Origin of the sequence: Chitinimonas koreensis (assembly GCF_014353015.1) — a bacterium.
GTDB classification, from domain to species: domain Bacteria; phylum Pseudomonadota; class Gammaproteobacteria; order Burkholderiales; family Chitinimonadaceae; genus Chitinimonas; species Chitinimonas koreensis.
Window position 1 is genome coordinate 5,596,403 of record NZ_CP060704.1, and the last position, 16,388, is coordinate 5,612,790.

The 16,388-nt window shown below is 63.5% G+C and carries 12 protein-coding genes; 2 read left to right on the forward strand and 10 right to left on the reverse strand.

From position 1 onward, the window contains the following. Window positions 1-2: 2 nt before the first annotated feature. Complete coding sequence (locus tag H9L41_RS23890; RefSeq protein WP_084300512.1) at window positions 3-2,642, reverse strand: RHS repeat domain-containing protein; 2,640 nt, start codon at window positions 2,640-2,642, stop codon at window positions 3-5. Between the two features lie 355 nt (window positions 2,643-2,997). After that, on the reverse strand, window positions 2,998-3,165 hold the full coding sequence (locus H9L41_RS23895; RefSeq protein WP_187523621.1) for a hypothetical protein: 168 nt from the start codon (window positions 3,163-3,165) through the stop codon (window positions 2,998-3,000). A 454-nt stretch (window positions 3,166-3,619) separates the two neighbouring features. On the opposite strand from H9L41_RS23895, the gene H9L41_RS23900 reads away from it, so the two are divergent. Continuing rightward, a complete protein-coding gene (locus H9L41_RS23900; RefSeq protein ID WP_028447322.1) occupies window positions 3,620-5,350 on the forward strand; it encodes a cation:proton antiporter domain-containing protein in 1,731 nt (576 codons plus the stop codon). A 120-nt stretch (window positions 5,351-5,470) separates the two neighbouring features. Here H9L41_RS23900 and H9L41_RS23905 read toward each other — a convergent pair whose 3' ends face one another. Together H9L41_RS23905 and H9L41_RS23910 are read right to left on the reverse strand one after the other, a co-directional pair. Continuing rightward, window positions 5,471-6,388, reverse strand: coding sequence for a hypothetical protein (locus tag H9L41_RS23905; protein WP_157462076.1), 918 nt, complete (start codon window positions 6,386-6,388; stop codon window positions 5,471-5,473). A gap of 11 nt (window positions 6,389-6,399) precedes the next feature. Further along, window positions 6,400-9,381 (reverse strand): RHS repeat-associated core domain-containing protein, encoded by a 2,982-nt coding sequence (locus tag H9L41_RS23910; protein WP_028447321.1) that lies wholly within the window; start codon window positions 9,379-9,381, stop codon window positions 6,400-6,402. Window positions 9,382-10,028: 647 nt separating this feature from the next. Here H9L41_RS23910 and H9L41_RS23915 point away from each other — a divergent pair. Then, window positions 10,029-11,360 (forward strand): IS1380 family transposase, encoded by a 1,332-nt coding sequence (locus tag H9L41_RS23915; RefSeq protein ID WP_245589247.1) that lies wholly within the window; start codon window positions 10,029-10,031, stop codon window positions 11,358-11,360. A gap of 231 nt (window positions 11,361-11,591) precedes the next feature. On the opposite strand, the gene H9L41_RS23920 is transcribed toward H9L41_RS23915, so the two are convergent. The 6 genes from H9L41_RS23920 to H9L41_RS23945 form a co-directional block, all read right to left on the reverse strand. Further along, window positions 11,592-11,813 carry a hypothetical protein gene (locus tag H9L41_RS23920; protein WP_028447320.1) on the reverse strand — a complete coding sequence of 74 codons (222 nt, stop codon included), beginning with the start codon at window positions 11,811-11,813 and terminating at the stop codon, window positions 11,592-11,594. A gap of 166 nt (window positions 11,814-11,979) precedes the next feature. After that, window positions 11,980-12,351, reverse strand: coding sequence for a single-stranded DNA-binding protein (locus H9L41_RS23925; RefSeq protein WP_028447319.1), 372 nt, complete (start codon window positions 12,349-12,351; stop codon window positions 11,980-11,982). Continuing rightward, the gene (locus tag H9L41_RS23930) at window positions 12,348-12,896 is read right to left on the reverse strand and encodes a DUF3158 family protein (protein ID WP_028447318.1); all 549 of its coding nucleotides are present in this window, start codon (window positions 12,894-12,896) and stop codon (window positions 12,348-12,350) included. The genes H9L41_RS23925 and H9L41_RS23930 overlap by 4 nt, the downstream gene beginning before the upstream one ends. Further along, the gene (locus H9L41_RS23935) at window positions 12,893-13,666 is read right to left on the reverse strand and encodes a PFL_4669 family integrating conjugative element protein (protein ID WP_028447317.1); all 774 of its coding nucleotides are present in this window, start codon (window positions 13,664-13,666) and stop codon (window positions 12,893-12,895) included. The genes H9L41_RS23930 and H9L41_RS23935 overlap by 4 nt, the downstream gene beginning before the upstream one ends. A 172-nt stretch (window positions 13,667-13,838) precedes the next feature. Further along, the gene (locus H9L41_RS23940) at window positions 13,839-14,270 is read right to left on the reverse strand and encodes a DUF5990 family protein (protein WP_051319264.1); all 432 of its coding nucleotides are present in this window, start codon (window positions 14,268-14,270) and stop codon (window positions 13,839-13,841) included. Between the two features lie 898 nt (window positions 14,271-15,168). Beyond that, window positions 15,169-16,386, reverse strand: coding sequence for an STY4528 family pathogenicity island replication protein (locus H9L41_RS23945; protein WP_028447316.1), 1,218 nt, complete (start codon window positions 16,384-16,386; stop codon window positions 15,169-15,171). Window positions 16,387-16,388: the final 2 nt, after the last annotated feature.

The window sequence follows — 16,388 nt, forward strand, 5'->3', positions numbered from 1 at the left end:
GGTCAGCTCGCTTTCGGGGCTTGGGGTTGGGCCAGAGGCTGAAGGTCGGACTCGATGGTGCGCATCAAGGTGGCGAGGCTGCCGCTGCTGTCCACGACGTCCTCGCGGGTGCGCTTGCCGGTTGCGTCGAGCGTGTAGGCGATGCGATTGCCCAGCGTGTCGCGGATGGCGATCAGCCGGTGGGCGTCGTCGTAGTCGTAGTTCACCGTCCGGTCGGGCGTCACGACGCTGGTCAGCAGGCCGGTGGCCGCGTAGACGTAGCGCGTCTGCAGGGCGCCGACGCTGCGGCTGGTCAGCCGGCCGCGCAGGTCGTAGGCCAGGGCGATGATCGTGCCGTCGGGCTGCGTGATGCTCAGCGGCCGGCCTTCGGCGTCGTAGGCGGTGTACTGGGTCACCAGTCCGGCCGGATCGGTCACCGTCGTGAGCTTGCCCTGAGTGTCATAGGCATAGCGGGTCGTGCGGTTGGTCGGCGCGGTTTCCTCGACCAGCTGGCCCAGCGCGTTGTAGGCGTAGGTCCAGGTGCTCGCCGCACCGACCGGCGCCGCGTCGAAGCCCTGGCTGCCGCTGGCGTCGGCGGTGGGCTGGACCGTGTATTTGACGGTACGGCCCAAGGGGTCGAGTTCGTAGGTTTCGAGCTGGAACGGCGAAGCCTGCGCGACCGGCAGGCGGAACGCCGGCGACCAGCGCGTGCTGATGGTCTGTGCGTCCGGCGTGCCTTCGGCGACGGTCCGGCTGATCTCGAGGTTGCGCACCGGGTCGTAGCGGTAGCTGGTGACCATGCCGTTGAAATCGGTGTAGCGGACGCGCTTGTTCTTGGCGTCGTAACTCTGCGTGCGCTGGCTCGCGGGCGTGGTGGCGGTGGCCGGCAGCACTTCGCCGACCGCCTGGGTGGTGCCCAGCGCGGTGGACATCGCATAGCTGCGCTGCACGCGGTAGGGATCGGTCACCGTGACGGTGCTGACTTCGCCCTGGCCGTCGACCGCGTAGCTCAGGTCGTGGCGGTCGACCTCGCCGGCGTTCCACATCGCGATGGTGCGGCCCGTTTGCGGGTCGTAGCGCCACGAGGCGAACACGACGTTGCGCTCGTCGATCAGGTCGGTCAGGTAGGCCGGCCGGCCCATGATCGGCGTCTCGGTCTGAAATTCGTAGCGGTACTGGCGCTGGCTGCCGTCGGCGTAGGTCACCGAGGCCAGGTTGTACGCGCCGGACACGCCAGCCGCATAGCCGAAGCGGATCGTTTGGCCGCCCGGCGTGACGAGCTGCTGGATCCAGTCGCCGTCGTACTGGATCGTGAGCGAACGCTGGAAGCTGTCGGTGACCTGCGTGATGCGGTTCTGCGCGTCGGTGGCGAAGGTCAGCGTCGTGCCGTTGCGGAAGGTCTGGCTCACGGGGGCGAGCTGGAGGTTGAAGCGGATGACCGATTCGTCCCACGAGGTGAACAGCCAGCCGTCGCTGGACTGGGTCAGCCGGGGCGCGGAATCGTCGTCGCCACGCCAGAGCCGATTGGCGTAGAAGCCGCTCGGTGCCGGAATGACGCAACCCAGCCGGTCGACCTGCAGGCTACCGCCCGGGCAGCGTGCATAGCGGACGTGGTGCTCCATGTCGCCCGCGGTGCAGCTGGCGAACTGGCCGATGAGCGAAGCCGGGGTCCAGTCCGGTGGGCTCGATTGATACCAAAGGTGGTGGTACAGGCCCGGCGTGCCATGGGATTGGCAGACCTCGAAGTCGTTGATGATCCGACCCCACGCGTCGCGCCAATAGCCGCGATCACCTGGTTCGACCACCGGCGGAACGTGCACGAGCGGATTGACGGCGTCGTCCTTGGGCGTGCCGTCCACCAGCGCGAACGTGATGACCTTCGCACCAATCTTGACGGCCATTCTCGGCACGCCCTGCTCGTCGCGCTGAGGCACCAAGCGGATGTCGTAGGTGTGCGTCCAGCCGGTCGATTCCCAATTGCCGCCGGCAGGCGAGGCGCCGAGGCTGACACGCAGGTTGTCGTAGTGCCGCTCGAAGCGCAGCGGCGACGGGGCGACGCCCGGATAGTCCACTTCGTCGACCAGCGTTCGGCCGCGATCGAGGCCGACCGGGTCGCCGACCGCCATGGGGATGCCGCAGGCGTCGTTGCACGATGCCTTGTCGGGTACCGCTTTGTCCTGCGTGTGCTTGGGCAACGGCGGCGGGGCGTCGCAACTGGCACTGTTGCCCTCGCAGCACATCACCGATTGGCCTTCCATGCGGGGTGTATAGCCATAGGCACACACGGCCCGGATGTTCAGGTTGAAGGCATGAATGCAGGTGCCGGTCGGCGTGCCGCGCCAGGATGGACTGGTGGCGGTGCCATCGAAATCCCAGCGCCACATGCTGCCGTCGCAGTAATACTGCGGTGCACCGTTATAGCGGCGATAGGTTGCGTCGAAACTGGCTTTGGCCTGGGCCAGGCTCGAATGCATGCCGTTTGCTTCGTACAAGGCGTAGCCGGAGGCGGAAAAGGTCGGCAACGATGACAAGGCGAAAATAAGCAACGCCAAAGGCAGCGGTATTTTCGATCGTATTAGCGGGCGTAGATTGAATCGCCCGGCATGCAGACACGCACGCAGAGCGAGCACCATGCGCGCAAAGGCGCTGGAATAGGAGTGCATCGCAGATTTCCCCTCGAAGGGATTTGATTTTATCGGGCAAGAAGGCCCAGCTATGAGCCCAACCAGGACGAGGTCGTGTCTTCGGCGAGGAAAACGTACTGGAGTTGGGCGGCGAGAATATATAGTACTCTCGCGACCGTAGCATCCCCCATTTGGATGAATGGGTTAACCGCTGGTCTCCAGGAAATATACCATTAGTTATACCCGCGATGTACGTGAAGTGATCGCCGTCCGTCGTGACCCAGCGGGCGCGGCATGCAGGAACTGGCTCCGTGGTATGGGCGCGTAGTTGTTAAGCACGCGCGTGAGGCAAACACAATTCTCCAGTATCGGGAGGCAGCGAGGCCTGCTACCTTCACCGACATTGGTTTGCCACCATCTGATCAACTTTGCCCGCGATGTCCATGAACGTGAGTGCGTCGTCCGGCTGCTCCACCTCGATGATTAGCAACTGTACCTCGCCGGTACAGCCTGCATTGGCACTGAAAAACTTCATCGCCCACCGCTCCGGTCGAATCTCCACGTAGAAGTCCTCCCTCCAGGAGAGGAAATCCCAACAGCATCGAATGGCGACAGGTCGACGAGCGGGAGAGCGGCATGTTTGATGCGTGTGACGATTTGCACGGAATATCTCCCCACCAAATCAATGCAATTAGCATATGCCAACGCGGGCATTGCTTGCATACGTGCCCGACGGATGCCGCCGTCCGTCCCCACTGCCCTGAGATTTGCTTGACCAATACCACTTGGCATTGAGTCACGGAGAGTCAGGGAAGGCTATACCAGCTGGTATAGCCTTCCCTGCGCCTTGTGTATCAAAGGCGCGTCGACCCCAAATAACGCCACGATCTCGTCTTGAGGTGATGAGATGGCTTCAAGATCTCGGCGTGCCCATTCCGACGCTGTTCCTCAGATGCCGGCAGCAGCGCACGCCTAGCCTGTTTTCGTCTTCACTAGCGCAAGTCAAAGACCACGATATGGATCACAACATTTCGCTTATCAGTACGCTCGCCGCCGGCTTCGGCATGGCTCTGATCCTCGGCTTTCTGGCTGAGCGGATCAGGATGCCGGCACTGGTGGGTTACCTCGTGGCCGGCATCGTCATCGGACCTGCGACGCCCGGTTTCGTGGCCGATGTGCACCTGGCTTCTCAGCTGTCGGAGATCGGCGTCATGTTGCTGATGTTTGGCGTCGGCTTGCACTTTTCGCTCGATGATCTGATGGCGGTGAAGCGGATCGCCGTCCCAGGCGCGGTGGTGCAAATGGGACTGGCCACGTTGCTGGGCATGGCGGTGGCGTGGGGGTGGGGCTGGAGTTGGGGCAGTGGACTGATCTTCGGTCTGTCGCTGTCATGCGCCAGCACCGTTGTGCTGCTCAAAGCCCTGGAAAGCCGTGGCGTAATCGAAAGCATGAACGGTCGCATCGCCGTGGGCTGGCTGGTCGTCGAAGACCTCGCCACGGTGTTGGTCCTGGTCTTGCTGCCGCCCCTCGCGGGCGTCCTGGGCGGTTCGGCGGCCACGGATGCAGCGACAGCCACGCCCCTGTGGATCACCATCGGGCAAACGCTGCTGCAGGTCGCAGCCTTTCTGGCCTTGATGCTTGTCGTCGGTCGGCGAGTAATGCCCTGGATGCTGTGGCAGGTCTCGCGCACCGGCTCGCGCGAGCTGTTCACGCTGTCGGTCATCGCCACCGCCATTGGCATTGCCTACGGAGCGGCCCAACTGTTCAGCGTCTCTTTCGCTCTGGGAGCCTTCTTCGCCGGCATGGTCATGCGCGAGTCGGAATTCAGCCATCGCGCGGCGGAAGAGTCTTTGCCACTACGCGATGCGTTTTCCGTGCTCTTCTTCGTGGCGGTGGGCATGCTGTTCGATCCGGCCATTTTGCTGGACAAACCATGGCATGTGCTGTGCGTGCTGGCGATCATCATTTTCGGCAAGTCCATCGCAGCGTCGGCCCTCGTGCTGGCTTTCCGATATCCACTCAATACCGCGCTCACCGTTTCCGCCAGTCTTGCCCAGATCGGCGAATTTTCGTTCATTCTGGCCGGTCTGGGCCTTTCGTTGGGTTTGCTGCCTGTCGAAGGCATGAGCCTTGTACTAGCAGGCGCGCTCATCTCCATCGCCCTGAATCCCCTGCTGTTCGCCGCAGTGGAGCCCGCGCGGAAATGGATTCTCCAGCACTCCGACTTGGCGAGCAGCCTGGACCGGCGACTCGATCCCTATGCGGAATTGCCTATGAGCATCGAGCGCAAATACCTGGAAGGGCAGGTCGTGCTGGTCGGCTATGGCCGAGTAGGCCAGCGGATCGCTAACGCGCTGGAGGCACGTGGCATCCCTTATGTGGTGGCCGAACAGAATCGCGAAGTGGTGGAGAAGATGCGCAAGCAAGGGATCGCTGCAGTTTCAGGTAACGCAGCTGATCCCGCGGTACTGATCCAGGCCCATATCGCGGAAGCGGCCATGCTCGTGGTGGCAACCCCCGATCCGCTGAATGTCCGGCAGATGGCGGACACGGCGCGCGCACTCAATCCGGATATCGAGGTCGTCTTGCGCACCCACGGCGAAGACGAGTCGCTGATGTTGCGCAAGGACGGCATCGGCACCGTCTTCTTCGGCGAGGAAGAACTGGCCAAGGGAATGGCCGGGCACGTGTTACAGCGCTTCGCCCCGCAGCCGGACAACCACTCCAGGGGGCATGCTCAAAACTGAAGCTGCCCGACAGAGCCTCCCCGTCCACCGGCCCAGGAGCAAGGCTTCGACCACCTCACAGAGATCGATCTTCCAACAAAGCAGGTGTGATGGTGAAATCGCAGTAGCGATGCGCGCGATCTAGGCAATGTCCGCAAGTTCAATATCCAAAGGCCGGATCTTTAGTTTGCCAATTGGCTCGAACTTAACAATCTTTCGGCCCGCTCGAACAGCGTTATGAATTGCCGCCTCTGGCGCTACGGCCTCATCCCACCAGCCGACTATCCGTTCAATATGCGGAAGCGGAGCAACCGATAGCCAGTCCAGCGGTGGTACATCCTTTCCTGAAAAATGCAGCCACCGAAGACCCTGCAGTTCTGCGAACGTCGTGACATCTGCCTCCTGACTGACAAATAACAAACGCAGACGGCATATAGCCTCAATTGATCGAAGCGCAGAAAAATCGACCAGCTTGCGGGCGCTTTCAATATCCAGAACAGAGACCGGGCAATCCTCGATCCCATCCAGCGATTCGAGCTGTTTCGCATCCGTGATGCGTAACTCGCTGAGTGCGCTAAGCGCACTCAGCCCTTTCAGGGACGTCGCAGTGGTGTTTGCCAGCCAAAGCGACGAAATTGAACTGTTCTCGGGAAAGCTGGACAGCGCGTCGCCAGGCACTGCATGGAGCGTGACGCTTTGCAGTGCTGAGGACGAGAGCAATGTCTTTACTTCTGGCTGCCATAAGCCACTAAAAGATTCGAGCTTGCGCAACGCGGCAACGTCTAGCCCTGCCTTGACACGGGACACAAGCGTCAATCGCTTCATCCCGCGAAATACTTCAAGGCCATTCGCAGCCTTGATCTGCCCGTTTTTGATGGAGCCTGCAATTTTCAGATGAACAACATCATCTACCAGTCCATCGAATACAGATAGATCGGACCAATCCTCCGCAAGCTCCATGAATCGCGGCCGATGTGTCAGCAGCAGTTGGCGCACCTCATCGGACCAGCCGCCGCTGAGATAGGCTTTTTCGGGCGTTACTCTATAGATGCGCTCCACCGTCGGTCCTATCATTTGCAGATGTCGATACTAGCCAATCGCTGCCGCAGTGCAGCCTTGGATGGGCGCTTCTCACTCAGCGGGCGGATCTTGTTTGCCACGGCATCCTTGGGGTCGTCTTCACCGACGAGCAAGTCGTAGATGAGCTGCTCGAACAATTGAACATCATCCTTGTCGCCCACGACTTTGAACTTCGCAATGATAGTGCCGACGATGCGCGCGCGTCCCCTGGCGTGTTCGCGCAGGCGGTCGTCGATGTCGTTCTTTGTTCTCCCGACATAGGGCTTTCCGTCCGCAAGTTCATCGATGAAAACGTAGACGCCCTGCGTAATGGTTTCCTCGACGATGTTCTCGACGACCATGCATCCAGTCTTTTTGAACACCACGCGGAAGTTGCCCGCGCTCGATAGCGCCTGTCGCGCCGCAGTGTTGAGCGTTTGACCCAGCTCCTGCAGGGTCATGTGCCCGCTGGGATCGAGCTTGTTAATCGGATCGGCGTGGGCGTAGGCGTACTTGTGCAGCGACGGCGGGTCCATCGCGAACCCGGCGAAGCTGTCCATCGTCGGGAAGCGCCCCGTCGACGGGTCGTAGTAGCGGGCGCGCAGGTAGTAGAACGCCAGCGCCGGGTCGTACTGCTCGCCGCGATACAGGTGGGTGACGGTGGTCGTGCCCGTCCGTTCCAGCTCGTTGCCGAAGGCGTCGAACGTGAAGGTGTCGGTGACCGCGCCGGCCGCATCGGTCAGCAGGCGCGTCGAGCCCATGCCGTCCGCAAGCAGATACTGGGTCACCTCGCCGCGCGTCTGCGCGATCGGGTCGTCGCCGAAGGTGTGGATCGCCGACAGCCGACGCGGTCCCGTGCCTTCCTGCGTGTGCTCCTCGATGACCTGCGCGTAGTCGCCGCTCTTGTCGAGCACGTAGTAGGTCGAGACCGTCGGGCCGCTGGCCGGATGGTAGGTCTGGCCGATGCGCAGTCCGTCGGCGTCGTACTGGTAGGCGTACCGCGCACCATTGGCCCGCATTTCGATCAGGCGGTCGGCGTCGTCGTACGCGTATTCGACGCGGCCATCGGGGCCATCCTGCGACAGCGTGTTGCCGTTCGCGTCGTAGGTGTACCGCGTGGTGTAGCCGCCGGTCGTTTCGCTGAGCAGCCGATCGTTCGCGTCGTAGTCGTACGTCGTCGTGATGGCCACGCCCCGCACGGTGACCGTCTCGGTCTTGCGGTTGCCGACCTTGTCGTAGGTCCAGGCCAGCGTCCGGTTGCGGGTCGTGTCGCGGGCCTCGACGGCTTCACCGATCAGTCGATCGTGATCGTCGTAGCTGTAGGTGACCGTCCTTGCGATCCCCGACGCATCGCGTTCCTGCGCGGTCCGGCGCTTGCCTGCCGGCGTGAGCGCATAGCTGACGCCGAACAGCAGCTCGCCCGTGGCCGTCTGGTGCGTGAGGCTGACCAGCCGGTTCTGCACGTCATAGCCATAGTCCGTGCGGACGCCGTTCGGCCGCACGATCGCTGTCCGATTGCCGACCCCGTCGTAGGCGTAGCGCGTCGTCCCGCGATCGTCAGTGACCGCAGCCAGCCGGTTCATGTCGTCGTACTCGAACCGCAGGCGCTGGAACGCCGAGATCAGCTCGACGCGATTTCCCGCCTCGTCGTACGCGTACGCGATCGATTCGCCATGCGGATACTCGACGCCGAGCACTTCGCCGCGCGGCCCGTAGCCGATCGTGGTCGTTCCGTTGCCGTCGGTGATCCGGGTCGGCTTGGTATCGCCGCGCAGGTACTCGATCGTGACGTCGGGGCTGGTCGGATAGTCGATCGAGGTCTTGCGATCGACCGCGTCGTAGCCGTACCTCGTGATCGCGCCGTTGAAGTCCTGGCGGGCGATCAGGCGGCCGGCCAGGTCGTACTGCATCACCTCGTCATCACCCGAGGGCAGCGTGCGCTTGACCGGCCGGTTGCCGTAGTCGTACTGCCAACGCGTGGATCTACCCTCGGCGTCGGTCTGCGTGATGAGGTTGCCGGCTTCGTCGAACTGGTAGCTGGTGGCGGCGACCGTTTCGCGGCCACTGGTCGATTGGATCAGCCGGCCGAGCGGGTCGTAGCGGAAGGTGACGCGGCGGCCATCCTGATCGGTTCGCGCAGTCGGCCGGCGCACCGCGTCGTACTCGACCTTGATCGAACTGCCGTCCTGGAGCTTCGTCTCGATGATGTTGCCGACGCCGTCGGCGACGAATTCGACGCGGTGACCGTTCGGATCGACGGTCGCGATGCGGCGGCCACTCGTGTCGTACTCGTGGCGCGTCGTGTGGCTGAGCGGGTCGATGATCGTGACGACGCGGCCAGCAAGGTCATAACCGAAGTTGGTCCGCTTGCCGCGCTCATTGGTCTCGCCGACCGCCTGGCCGGCCCGATCGTAGGTGGTGACCCGGCGCGGATTGTCGTCGTCGCTGGCTGGCGTGGCGTCGGGCAGTACGACCTGGGTGCGGCGGTTCGCCTTGTCGTAGACGAACGAGGTCCGCCGACCGGCGCGATCGGTCTTGGCGGTGATGTTGCCGTTGCCGTCGTACTCGGTCGTGGCGCTCGACCCGTCGGCATAGCGCACCTCCGATTCCAGGTCGCGGCGGTTGTAGACGCGCTCCACGCAGTGCGCCAGCGCGTCGCATTCCTTCACCGGCTTCTGCGTCGGGCTGTAGTCCGTGGTGCGGAAACTGCCGTCGGGGTAGTCGGTGCGGGTGATGTTGCCGTTGCGGTCGCGCGTGTAGCGCGTCGTCAGGTCGACGACCTGCGTGCCATCGGCGGCCGTGCTCTCCACCGCGCCGGCTTTCGGCCCTTCCGCGACCGGGACGGCGTGCGGGCTGCGTGGCTGCGCCTCCGCCGCGAGCGTGGACAGAGGCATGAGCAGCGCGAAGGCAAGGGTCGCCATGCGCCCCAGGGCGCGCTGGCGTCGGTTCTGGTGCATCACGTCGGACTCCCCGTCGGTGGTGTCGGCCGCCATGCCGGCCGCATCGGTATTGCTGTGTCGCGTCAGCGCGCGTTCTCGCAGCGCGAGCGCGCGCCCGGCCGAAGCCTTCCAGGCTTCGGCCGGACCGATGTGTCCCTACTGAGGATTCCGCGAGCCGTGATCCGGCTTGACCGTCTGGCTGTCGCGTCGCAGCCGTTCCCCGTGTTCGATCGCAGCGCGCGCGTCCTGCGCGGTATCGATCGGCACCCCGTCCGAGGGGACGCGCACTGTAGCCATCGAAAGTCGAGCATTCAACGGCACGCCATGTAGCGCGTGCGCTCGCCGTTCAGCTTACGGATTGGTGCCACTGGTCGTCGGGGCTGTATACGTCAGAGACGTCGAGACCCTGTCTCAGGGGGCAACTTTTGTCGCCGCTGGTCGGTGAACAATCGCTCGATTTCACTGACTACTTCGATGAAACCTGACTCCGTGACCTTGCCCTCCCGCAACCCGCATTGCAACTGCGTTTGAGCGATGTTTGCAACTCACCCGCTGGGTGAGTGCGCTGGCGCCTGACGCGGATCTTCGCGGCGTACTCGCGTTCGACTATTCTGCGGCGCGACGTTCTTTCTCGTTCCCTCTGCGCCGTGCAATCGCCGCCCCGTTTCGTCCTTCGCCAATCCACCCACGACCTCACCGCGATGGCGGGCCACGCCTTCGTCGGCATCGCCCTGCATCGGTTCGCCGAGATCGCGCGCCGCATCGATCCGAAGTTCCCCGTGCGTCAGGGCCTACCGAGCAGCCAGATCCTGACCAGTTACGTCGGATTGCTGGTCGAGGGCAAGAGCGACTTCGAAGCGATCGAAGGCAAGCGTGGTGATCGTTTCTTCCAGGAAGCGCTTGGCTTGTCCAACGTTCCGTCTGCAGCCACGTTGCGGCAACGCATGGATGCGCTGGGCGTGCCGGGCTCGGAAGCGGTCGATGCACTGCTGGTGCCGCTGCTGAAGCGCGGTAAGGCGAAGTTCTCGCCGGTGTCGACCGGGCACGTGCCACTCGACATCGATGTGTTCTGCCTCGACAACTCGGGCAGCCACAAGGAGGGCGTGGGACGCACGTATGCCGGCGACGACGGCTATGCGCCGGTGGCGGCGTACCTCGGTGCCGAAGAAGGGTATTGCCTCGCACTGGAGTTGCGCGAGGGCACCCAGCACAGCGCCAAGGAATCACACTATGTGCTGGAGCGGGTGATCCCGCGCGCGCTGGCATTGACGAAGGCCCGGCTGTTGCTGCGCTGGGATTCCGGTTTCGACAGCGAACAGTTGTACGCCGCCGCGTTGAACGAAGGCGCAGGCCGCGTCGATGTGCTGGGCAAGTGGAATCCGCGCGCATTCGATCGCGAAGGCTGTGCCGTCGCCAAGCGCGGCGACGCAGATACCGTGTGGATGTCGCTGCGTGACGGCAAGCGCATCACGACCTGGGAAGTACCCGGCCGCGCGATCGAACAGAAGGACGGCAGCGCGGTGCACCTGCGCCGGATCCTGCGCCTGACCGAGCGCACGACCCAGGCCGACGGCCAGCCGCTGCTGTTCCCCGACGTCGAGATCGACGGCTGGGAAACCACGCTGGCCGAGCCGGCCGAGACGATCATCGCGCTGTATGCCGATCACGGTACGCACGAGCAATTCCACAGCGAGTTCAAGACCGACCTCGATCTCGAACGTCTGCCGAGCGGCAAGTTCGACACCAATGTCCTGGTGCTGAGCCTGGCCGCGGTCGCGTACAACGTACTGCGCCTGATCGGCCAGCAGGCGTTGCTGCGCAAGGACGCACCGGTGCGTCATCCGGCCAAGCGCCGGCGCTTGAAGACGGTGATGCAGGAGATGCTGCGCGTCGCCGCGAAGCTGACCCGCCATGCGCGTCGCATCGCGCTGAACTTCGGCCGGCGTTGTTCCGCATTCGTCGTATGGCACGATCTGTACGCCGCATGGGTGGCGCCAGAAGACGCCATCGCAGCAGCGCCCAGCAGCGCGTAGCTGCGCTCTCGGCGTCAGACCCAACGGCACCGCCACGCGAACGCGTGGTGACTCCTGCTGCGCGCATGCGCGGGAATGGCGCTCCCGCTCCGTCGACCTGCACCGCAACGGCGGCTTCAAGCATTCGCGCGCCATCGAATTGCCGCAGGCCACCGGCATGCGCGCACACTTCCGAAGTGGACGTCGCCACCGACCCCCGATGTTGTCGCGTCGGCGGCGACGGTCACGGAATCAGGTGAAAGTCAGCGGGTCGTTCGGGTACTCCACTTCGACGATCAGGAGGTGCATTTTGTTGCGGTCACCGGCGGTGCTACCGGTATTGCGCGTCCAAGAAGCCGGCCAGATTTTCGCGCTCAAGTCGTCCGCACCAGGCGCGGATAGCCCAATCGCGTCAAACAGCAATAAGTCCATGAGAGGAAGTGACCCGAACTCGACCCGCGTGACGAACTGCATGGGGCGCTCCAAAGAATGCCGTCGCCTACAACATAGCAACGCGCTGAATGCATCGCGGCGCATTCCGACAAATGTCACCGCCATGCGCTCCTTATCCCTGCGCTCACCCAAAATGCCAATGTTATAAACTGCCGTTGGGTCGCGTTTTCTTGCCTGAAACGAGGAGCTATGCCGACTTGGCGCTCAGCGTCACCGCTTCGATTCGATACGGCAGGATGCCGACACTCCGCGCGTTGATCTTGTAGGTCGACCGTGCATTGTCCTCGGCGTCCGTCCAGTCTTCCCGCTCTTCACGTCCGCTGACCAGAACCCGCATGCCCTTTTGATACAGCGCAGCCCAGCGCTCGGCATCCCTGTGCCAGATCTCGACCGGCGCCCAGAACCCGCCGCGGTCCTCATAGCCGTCCTTCGTCGGCACGGGGTTGTCGAAGTAGACGTTCAACCGCAACAGCCGATTCGGTTCGTCGTTGCCGTTGGGAAACTCGCGAAACTCTGGCACGGACCCGATGTTGCCCTCGCCGTAGAAATGCGTGCTCATGATGACCTCGTGCTGGTGGTGGAGACGTTGGCCGGTGCTCGCCGGCTGATGCGTCGCTGATAGACCGCATCGGCATGCGCCATCTTGTTGGCGCAGTCCTGAGCATGGCGGGCGAGGGTATGAAGGAGACTGACCTGCATGTTCAGCGCGATGCGCTGCAGCTCGATCGCGTACAGATCGTCGATGAGCGTGGCTGGCGTCGCCGTGCTGGCGATCAGTTCGTCCCACAGCGCCACGCCCATCATCGAACGGTCGAGGTTGCGCCAGCGCAGGAAGGTCGTGCCTGCGCCAGTGTTCTGCTGGGCCAGCTGCACGCCGAGCAGGTTGAACGGATGGACGCGTGCTTGGGGCAGGACACGCCGGATTGCGAGTGCGATCAGGTCGTCGCGCAGCACCATGCATTGGCTGGCCCAAGCCTCCAGACTCCCCTTACCTTTAAAGGGCACTAAAAGGCCTTTTAGGTAGGCCGCGTGTTCCAGCCGCCGGAAGTCCGCGTGTTCCAGCGGGACGAAGCGGGGCGGCGCAGTCGAATCCGCCGCCCTCATGCCGAATCGCCTTCATCGAACGCCTCGGGCTCGTCCTGTAGAACTGCTACAGGCTCGGTCCGCTCACGTCCCTTGGTCTCGCCCCCGGCCCGCTGCAGGCCGCGCCGCATCAGCGGTGGTGCGAAATGCGAACGCCGCGTGCCTTCCAGCACGTCTTGCGGCAGTGGTCCGAACTTCTCCAGAGCTGCGCGCGCCGCGGCGTTGTTGGCCGCGAAGTCGTCGCGCTGTGTACCCGAATAGCGATACTGCTGGGCCAGCGAAAACAGGCTGCGCAACGCATGCGCGCCATCGTTGAGCCAGCGCTCCATGGTCGAACGATCGATCAGCGCAGCGTGGTGGGCGAGGATCAGCTTGCGCGCGATGGTGTCGAAATCGGCCAGCAGGAATACGGCCAGGAAACCCAATTGCGCGTTGATGAATAGCGGCAGCTTCACGGGCTGGACGTTAAGGTTCTCCCCGAGCGACAACGCCGACGGCACATTCGCCAGCACCTCGTCGACCTGCTCGCGCAGCGTCTGGAGGCTGGCCTTGGTCTGCGTCAGCTTGTCCTCGATCCGGATCATCCACCAGTCCGAATACGGATCGTCTTGTTCGGCACCGCGCTTCATCTTGTTCATCGCGGAGACGAAGCCGGCAAGACCGATGATGCCGGCGCGACCTTCCGAAGGCGCGCGGCCGTGCCAGATGCGTGAGGCGTGGTGGGTGTGCAGCGTCAGCGCCATCGCGCTGCGCAGCGATCCAAGGTTCAACTGCAGGGGCTCGTTTGCCATTGACGACTCTCCGTGGTGGATGAGTCGTCAGCTTCGACAGCGGGCGGAAGGACGTCAGTCAACAAACCGCAGGCCGCTATGGCGCGTTGTGCACGCTGTCAGCGCGGGCAGCTATACCAGCTGGTATAGCCTTCCCTGGACATCCGGATCGAGATGCCAGCAAGAGCCGGCGCTACGCGGATCGAATTTCAATCCAGCCGCCGTCGAGCAGCAGGACGCTGGCGCATGCCGGGCCGCCATCCGCCGCCGTGCCGGTGAAGCGCGCTTGAAACTTCGCTCCATCGGGCGATGCCGGAATCCCGTTCAGCGCGATCTTGGCCCGTCGGCTCCAGCGCGAGTCGGTCTGACCGGCATAGGTGCCGGTGTTGATGTAGATGAACCGATTACCGCGCGGCCCTTGCACATGGGCGCCCCGCACATCGACCGTGCCGACCGGGGTGGGTCGCTGCTCGACCTGGAAATCGAATCGCATCAAGCCGCCCTGCGCGACCTGCACGAAATCGAGCTGATCTCGTCCGCGCTGCAGCCCATAGGCCACACCGCCGACCGGACATTCGACGACGACGGTCAGGTTGAGCAGTGTGCTTGTGGCCTGCTTGGACATGCGGTCGAACTCGTGGCGAAAACATCATCGTAGCGCTCCGCAGCGGACACGCACGATCAGATGTTGGGTGAGGCAGCTATACCAGCTGGTATAGCCTTCAGCAGACGTGCGTGGATCATTCGGGGCGGAGTTGCGTGTCGAAGAACGGCCTTCGATGGGAGCGACCCGAGCACTCCTCGTCGATGGGCTTCGCGTTAGGCGCGAGGATCGGACTCGACGGCTTGCAAGCTATACCAGCTGGTATAGCCAACCATGGACTTCCCTGGATCATCCGGTGCAACGGCGCATGTCGAAGCACCACGATCGGCGGGAACGAAGTCGCACGGGCCCGCAGGACCGGCCACCGGCGGAACAGCCACAGGACGAAGACCGAGCCCGGCGGCCCGGGCGCTATACCAGCTGGTATAGCCTTCCGCAGACGTGTGTGGATCATTCAAGGCGGAGTTGCGTGTCGAAGAGCCGCCTTCGATGGGAACGACCCGAGCGCTCCTCACCGATGGGCTTCGCGTCAGCCGCTGAAGATCGGACTCGACGGCTTGCGAGCTATACCAGCTGGTATAGCCAACCATGGACGTCTGTGGATTATCCGGCGCAACGGCGCATGTCGCAGCATCACGGTCGGCGAGAACAAAGTCGCACGTGCCCGCAGGATCGGCCACATGCCGGAACAGCCACAAGATGAAGACCGAGCTCGCGGCCCGGGCGCTATACCAGCTGGTATAGCCTCCCGCGGACGTCCGTAGATCATCCGGCGCAGCGATGCTCAATGGACGCGAAAATCTGCACGCTCTCGCGCCATCGGAAGCAGCGTCGCTTCGGTCCGAGGTCTAGGGCTATACCAGCTGGTATAGCCTTCAACGGCACAGCATGGCATTGCGAGACGGCCTGCTTGTCCTGGTCAGCGCAGTTGCAACATGTCTCGAAGCTGAGAGATGTGCGCTTGGGCCACTTCGGGATCTGCGGCCGGACGGGGCTTTTCGCTAGGCGCTTCGGGTGGTGGCGTTGGCTGCAGGCGTTTCTCCGGCTGCGCCGCCCACGCTTTGAACTCCCCGCGGATCGCGCGCTGGATGATGCCGAACAGATAGCCGGCCGGATTGCGCACCGACGTTGCAGCACAGCGGGCATCCCACTCGTCGAGCACCGCCTGCTGCAGCGAAATATCGATGCGCCGCAAGGCCACCGCGGCACCGGCCTGCTGTTCGCCCTTCAGTGCGACGAAACGCTCGGGCAACCGCAGCTTGAGCATCGGCGCGTCGTTCTTGCCCAGTACAGTACGTACTTCAGGTTTATTAGTACGTACAGTACGGTCCGTCTTCGGATTCCGAAGTCCGCCGTTTGACGCGGGTTTGGTGCCCGATTCGGAATCCGAAGGAGGTGCCAATTCATTCCGAAGTAAGGCCGAATCGCCGTCTTCGGATTCGCGAATCGCCTCATGCTGTGGATAAGTCTCTGGCGCTGGCGCAGCGTCCAGTTGTTCCTTGACACCCTGATCGGCAAGCCGCTGCGACAACATCTGCAACCGCGTGGGCAGCACGCGGCCAGCGAGCAGCGGATCATCTTCAATCTCCTGCAACACGGCTTGTCCGACACACTGAACCGCCTTGCTCGCGTGGGTCAGCGCGTGGCTGACCAGGCCAAGGTACTCGGCATCGAGCTGCATCGCCTCGAAGGGTGTCAGCGGCGCGTCGTGGAGCACATAGAGATTGCCGACAATGCGGCCGCTGCGCTCATCGCGCTGGCGGCGGACGAGGCTCAGCCAGCGCGTCAGGCGCAGGATCGTGAGCGCGCGCGCCACGGTTTCGGCGGATGCCTGCGTGCCGGGCATGGAAGCCAGGAAGGGACGCAGCTGCTCGTAGGTGGGGAAAGTGGTGATGCCATCCTCGCTCAGCTTCAGCCGAAAGACCTGCCAAGCGTTGCGTTCCAGCGGCGTGAGCCGACGGTCGAGGAACAACGCGCGCGGCACGCTTTCGTGTCGGTTCCCGCTGTAGAGGAAGCCGTCGCCGACGCGCGTGGAACGATGGGTCGCACGCGAGTCCTGCATCTGCGCCTGTGCGCGGTCGAGCACCGCTGACAGCGGCACCGGGCCGCTTTGGTGAGGCATCGGCGCCTGGGGCATCG

Coding starts and splice junctions, on each gene's coding strand:
- H9L41_RS23890 (WP_084300512.1), bottom strand. CDS start 2,642: ATGCACTCCTATTCCAGCGCCTTTGCGCGCATGGTGCTCGCTCTGCGT.
- H9L41_RS23910 (WP_028447321.1), bottom strand. CDS start 9,381: ATGGCGGCCGACACCACCGACGGGGAGTCCGACGTGATGCACCAGAAC.
- H9L41_RS23925 (WP_028447319.1), bottom strand. CDS start 12,351: ATGAGCACGCATTTCTACGGCGAGGGCAACATCGGGTCCGTGCCAGAG.
- H9L41_RS23935 (WP_028447317.1), bottom strand. CDS start 13,666: ATGGCAAACGAGCCCCTGCAGTTGAACCTTGGATCGCTGCGCAGCGCG.
- H9L41_RS23900 (WP_028447322.1), top strand. CDS start 3,620: ATGGATCACAACATTTCGCTTATCAGTACGCTCGCCGCCGGCTTCGGC.
- H9L41_RS23945 (WP_028447316.1), bottom strand. CDS start 16,386: ATGCCCCAGGCGCCGATGCCTCACCAAAGCGGCCCGGTGCCGCTGTCA.
- H9L41_RS23940 (WP_051319264.1), bottom strand. CDS start 14,270: ATGTCCAAGCAGGCCACAAGCACACTGCTCAACCTGACCGTCGTCGTC.
- H9L41_RS23930 (WP_028447318.1), bottom strand. CDS start 12,896: ATGAGGGCGGCGGATTCGACTGCGCCGCCCCGCTTCGTCCCGCTGGAA.
- H9L41_RS23915 (WP_245589247.1), top strand. CDS start 10,029: ATGGCGGGCCACGCCTTCGTCGGCATCGCCCTGCATCGGTTCGCCGAG.
- H9L41_RS23920 (WP_028447320.1), bottom strand. CDS start 11,813: ATGCAGTTCGTCACGCGGGTCGAGTTCGGGTCACTTCCTCTCATGGAC.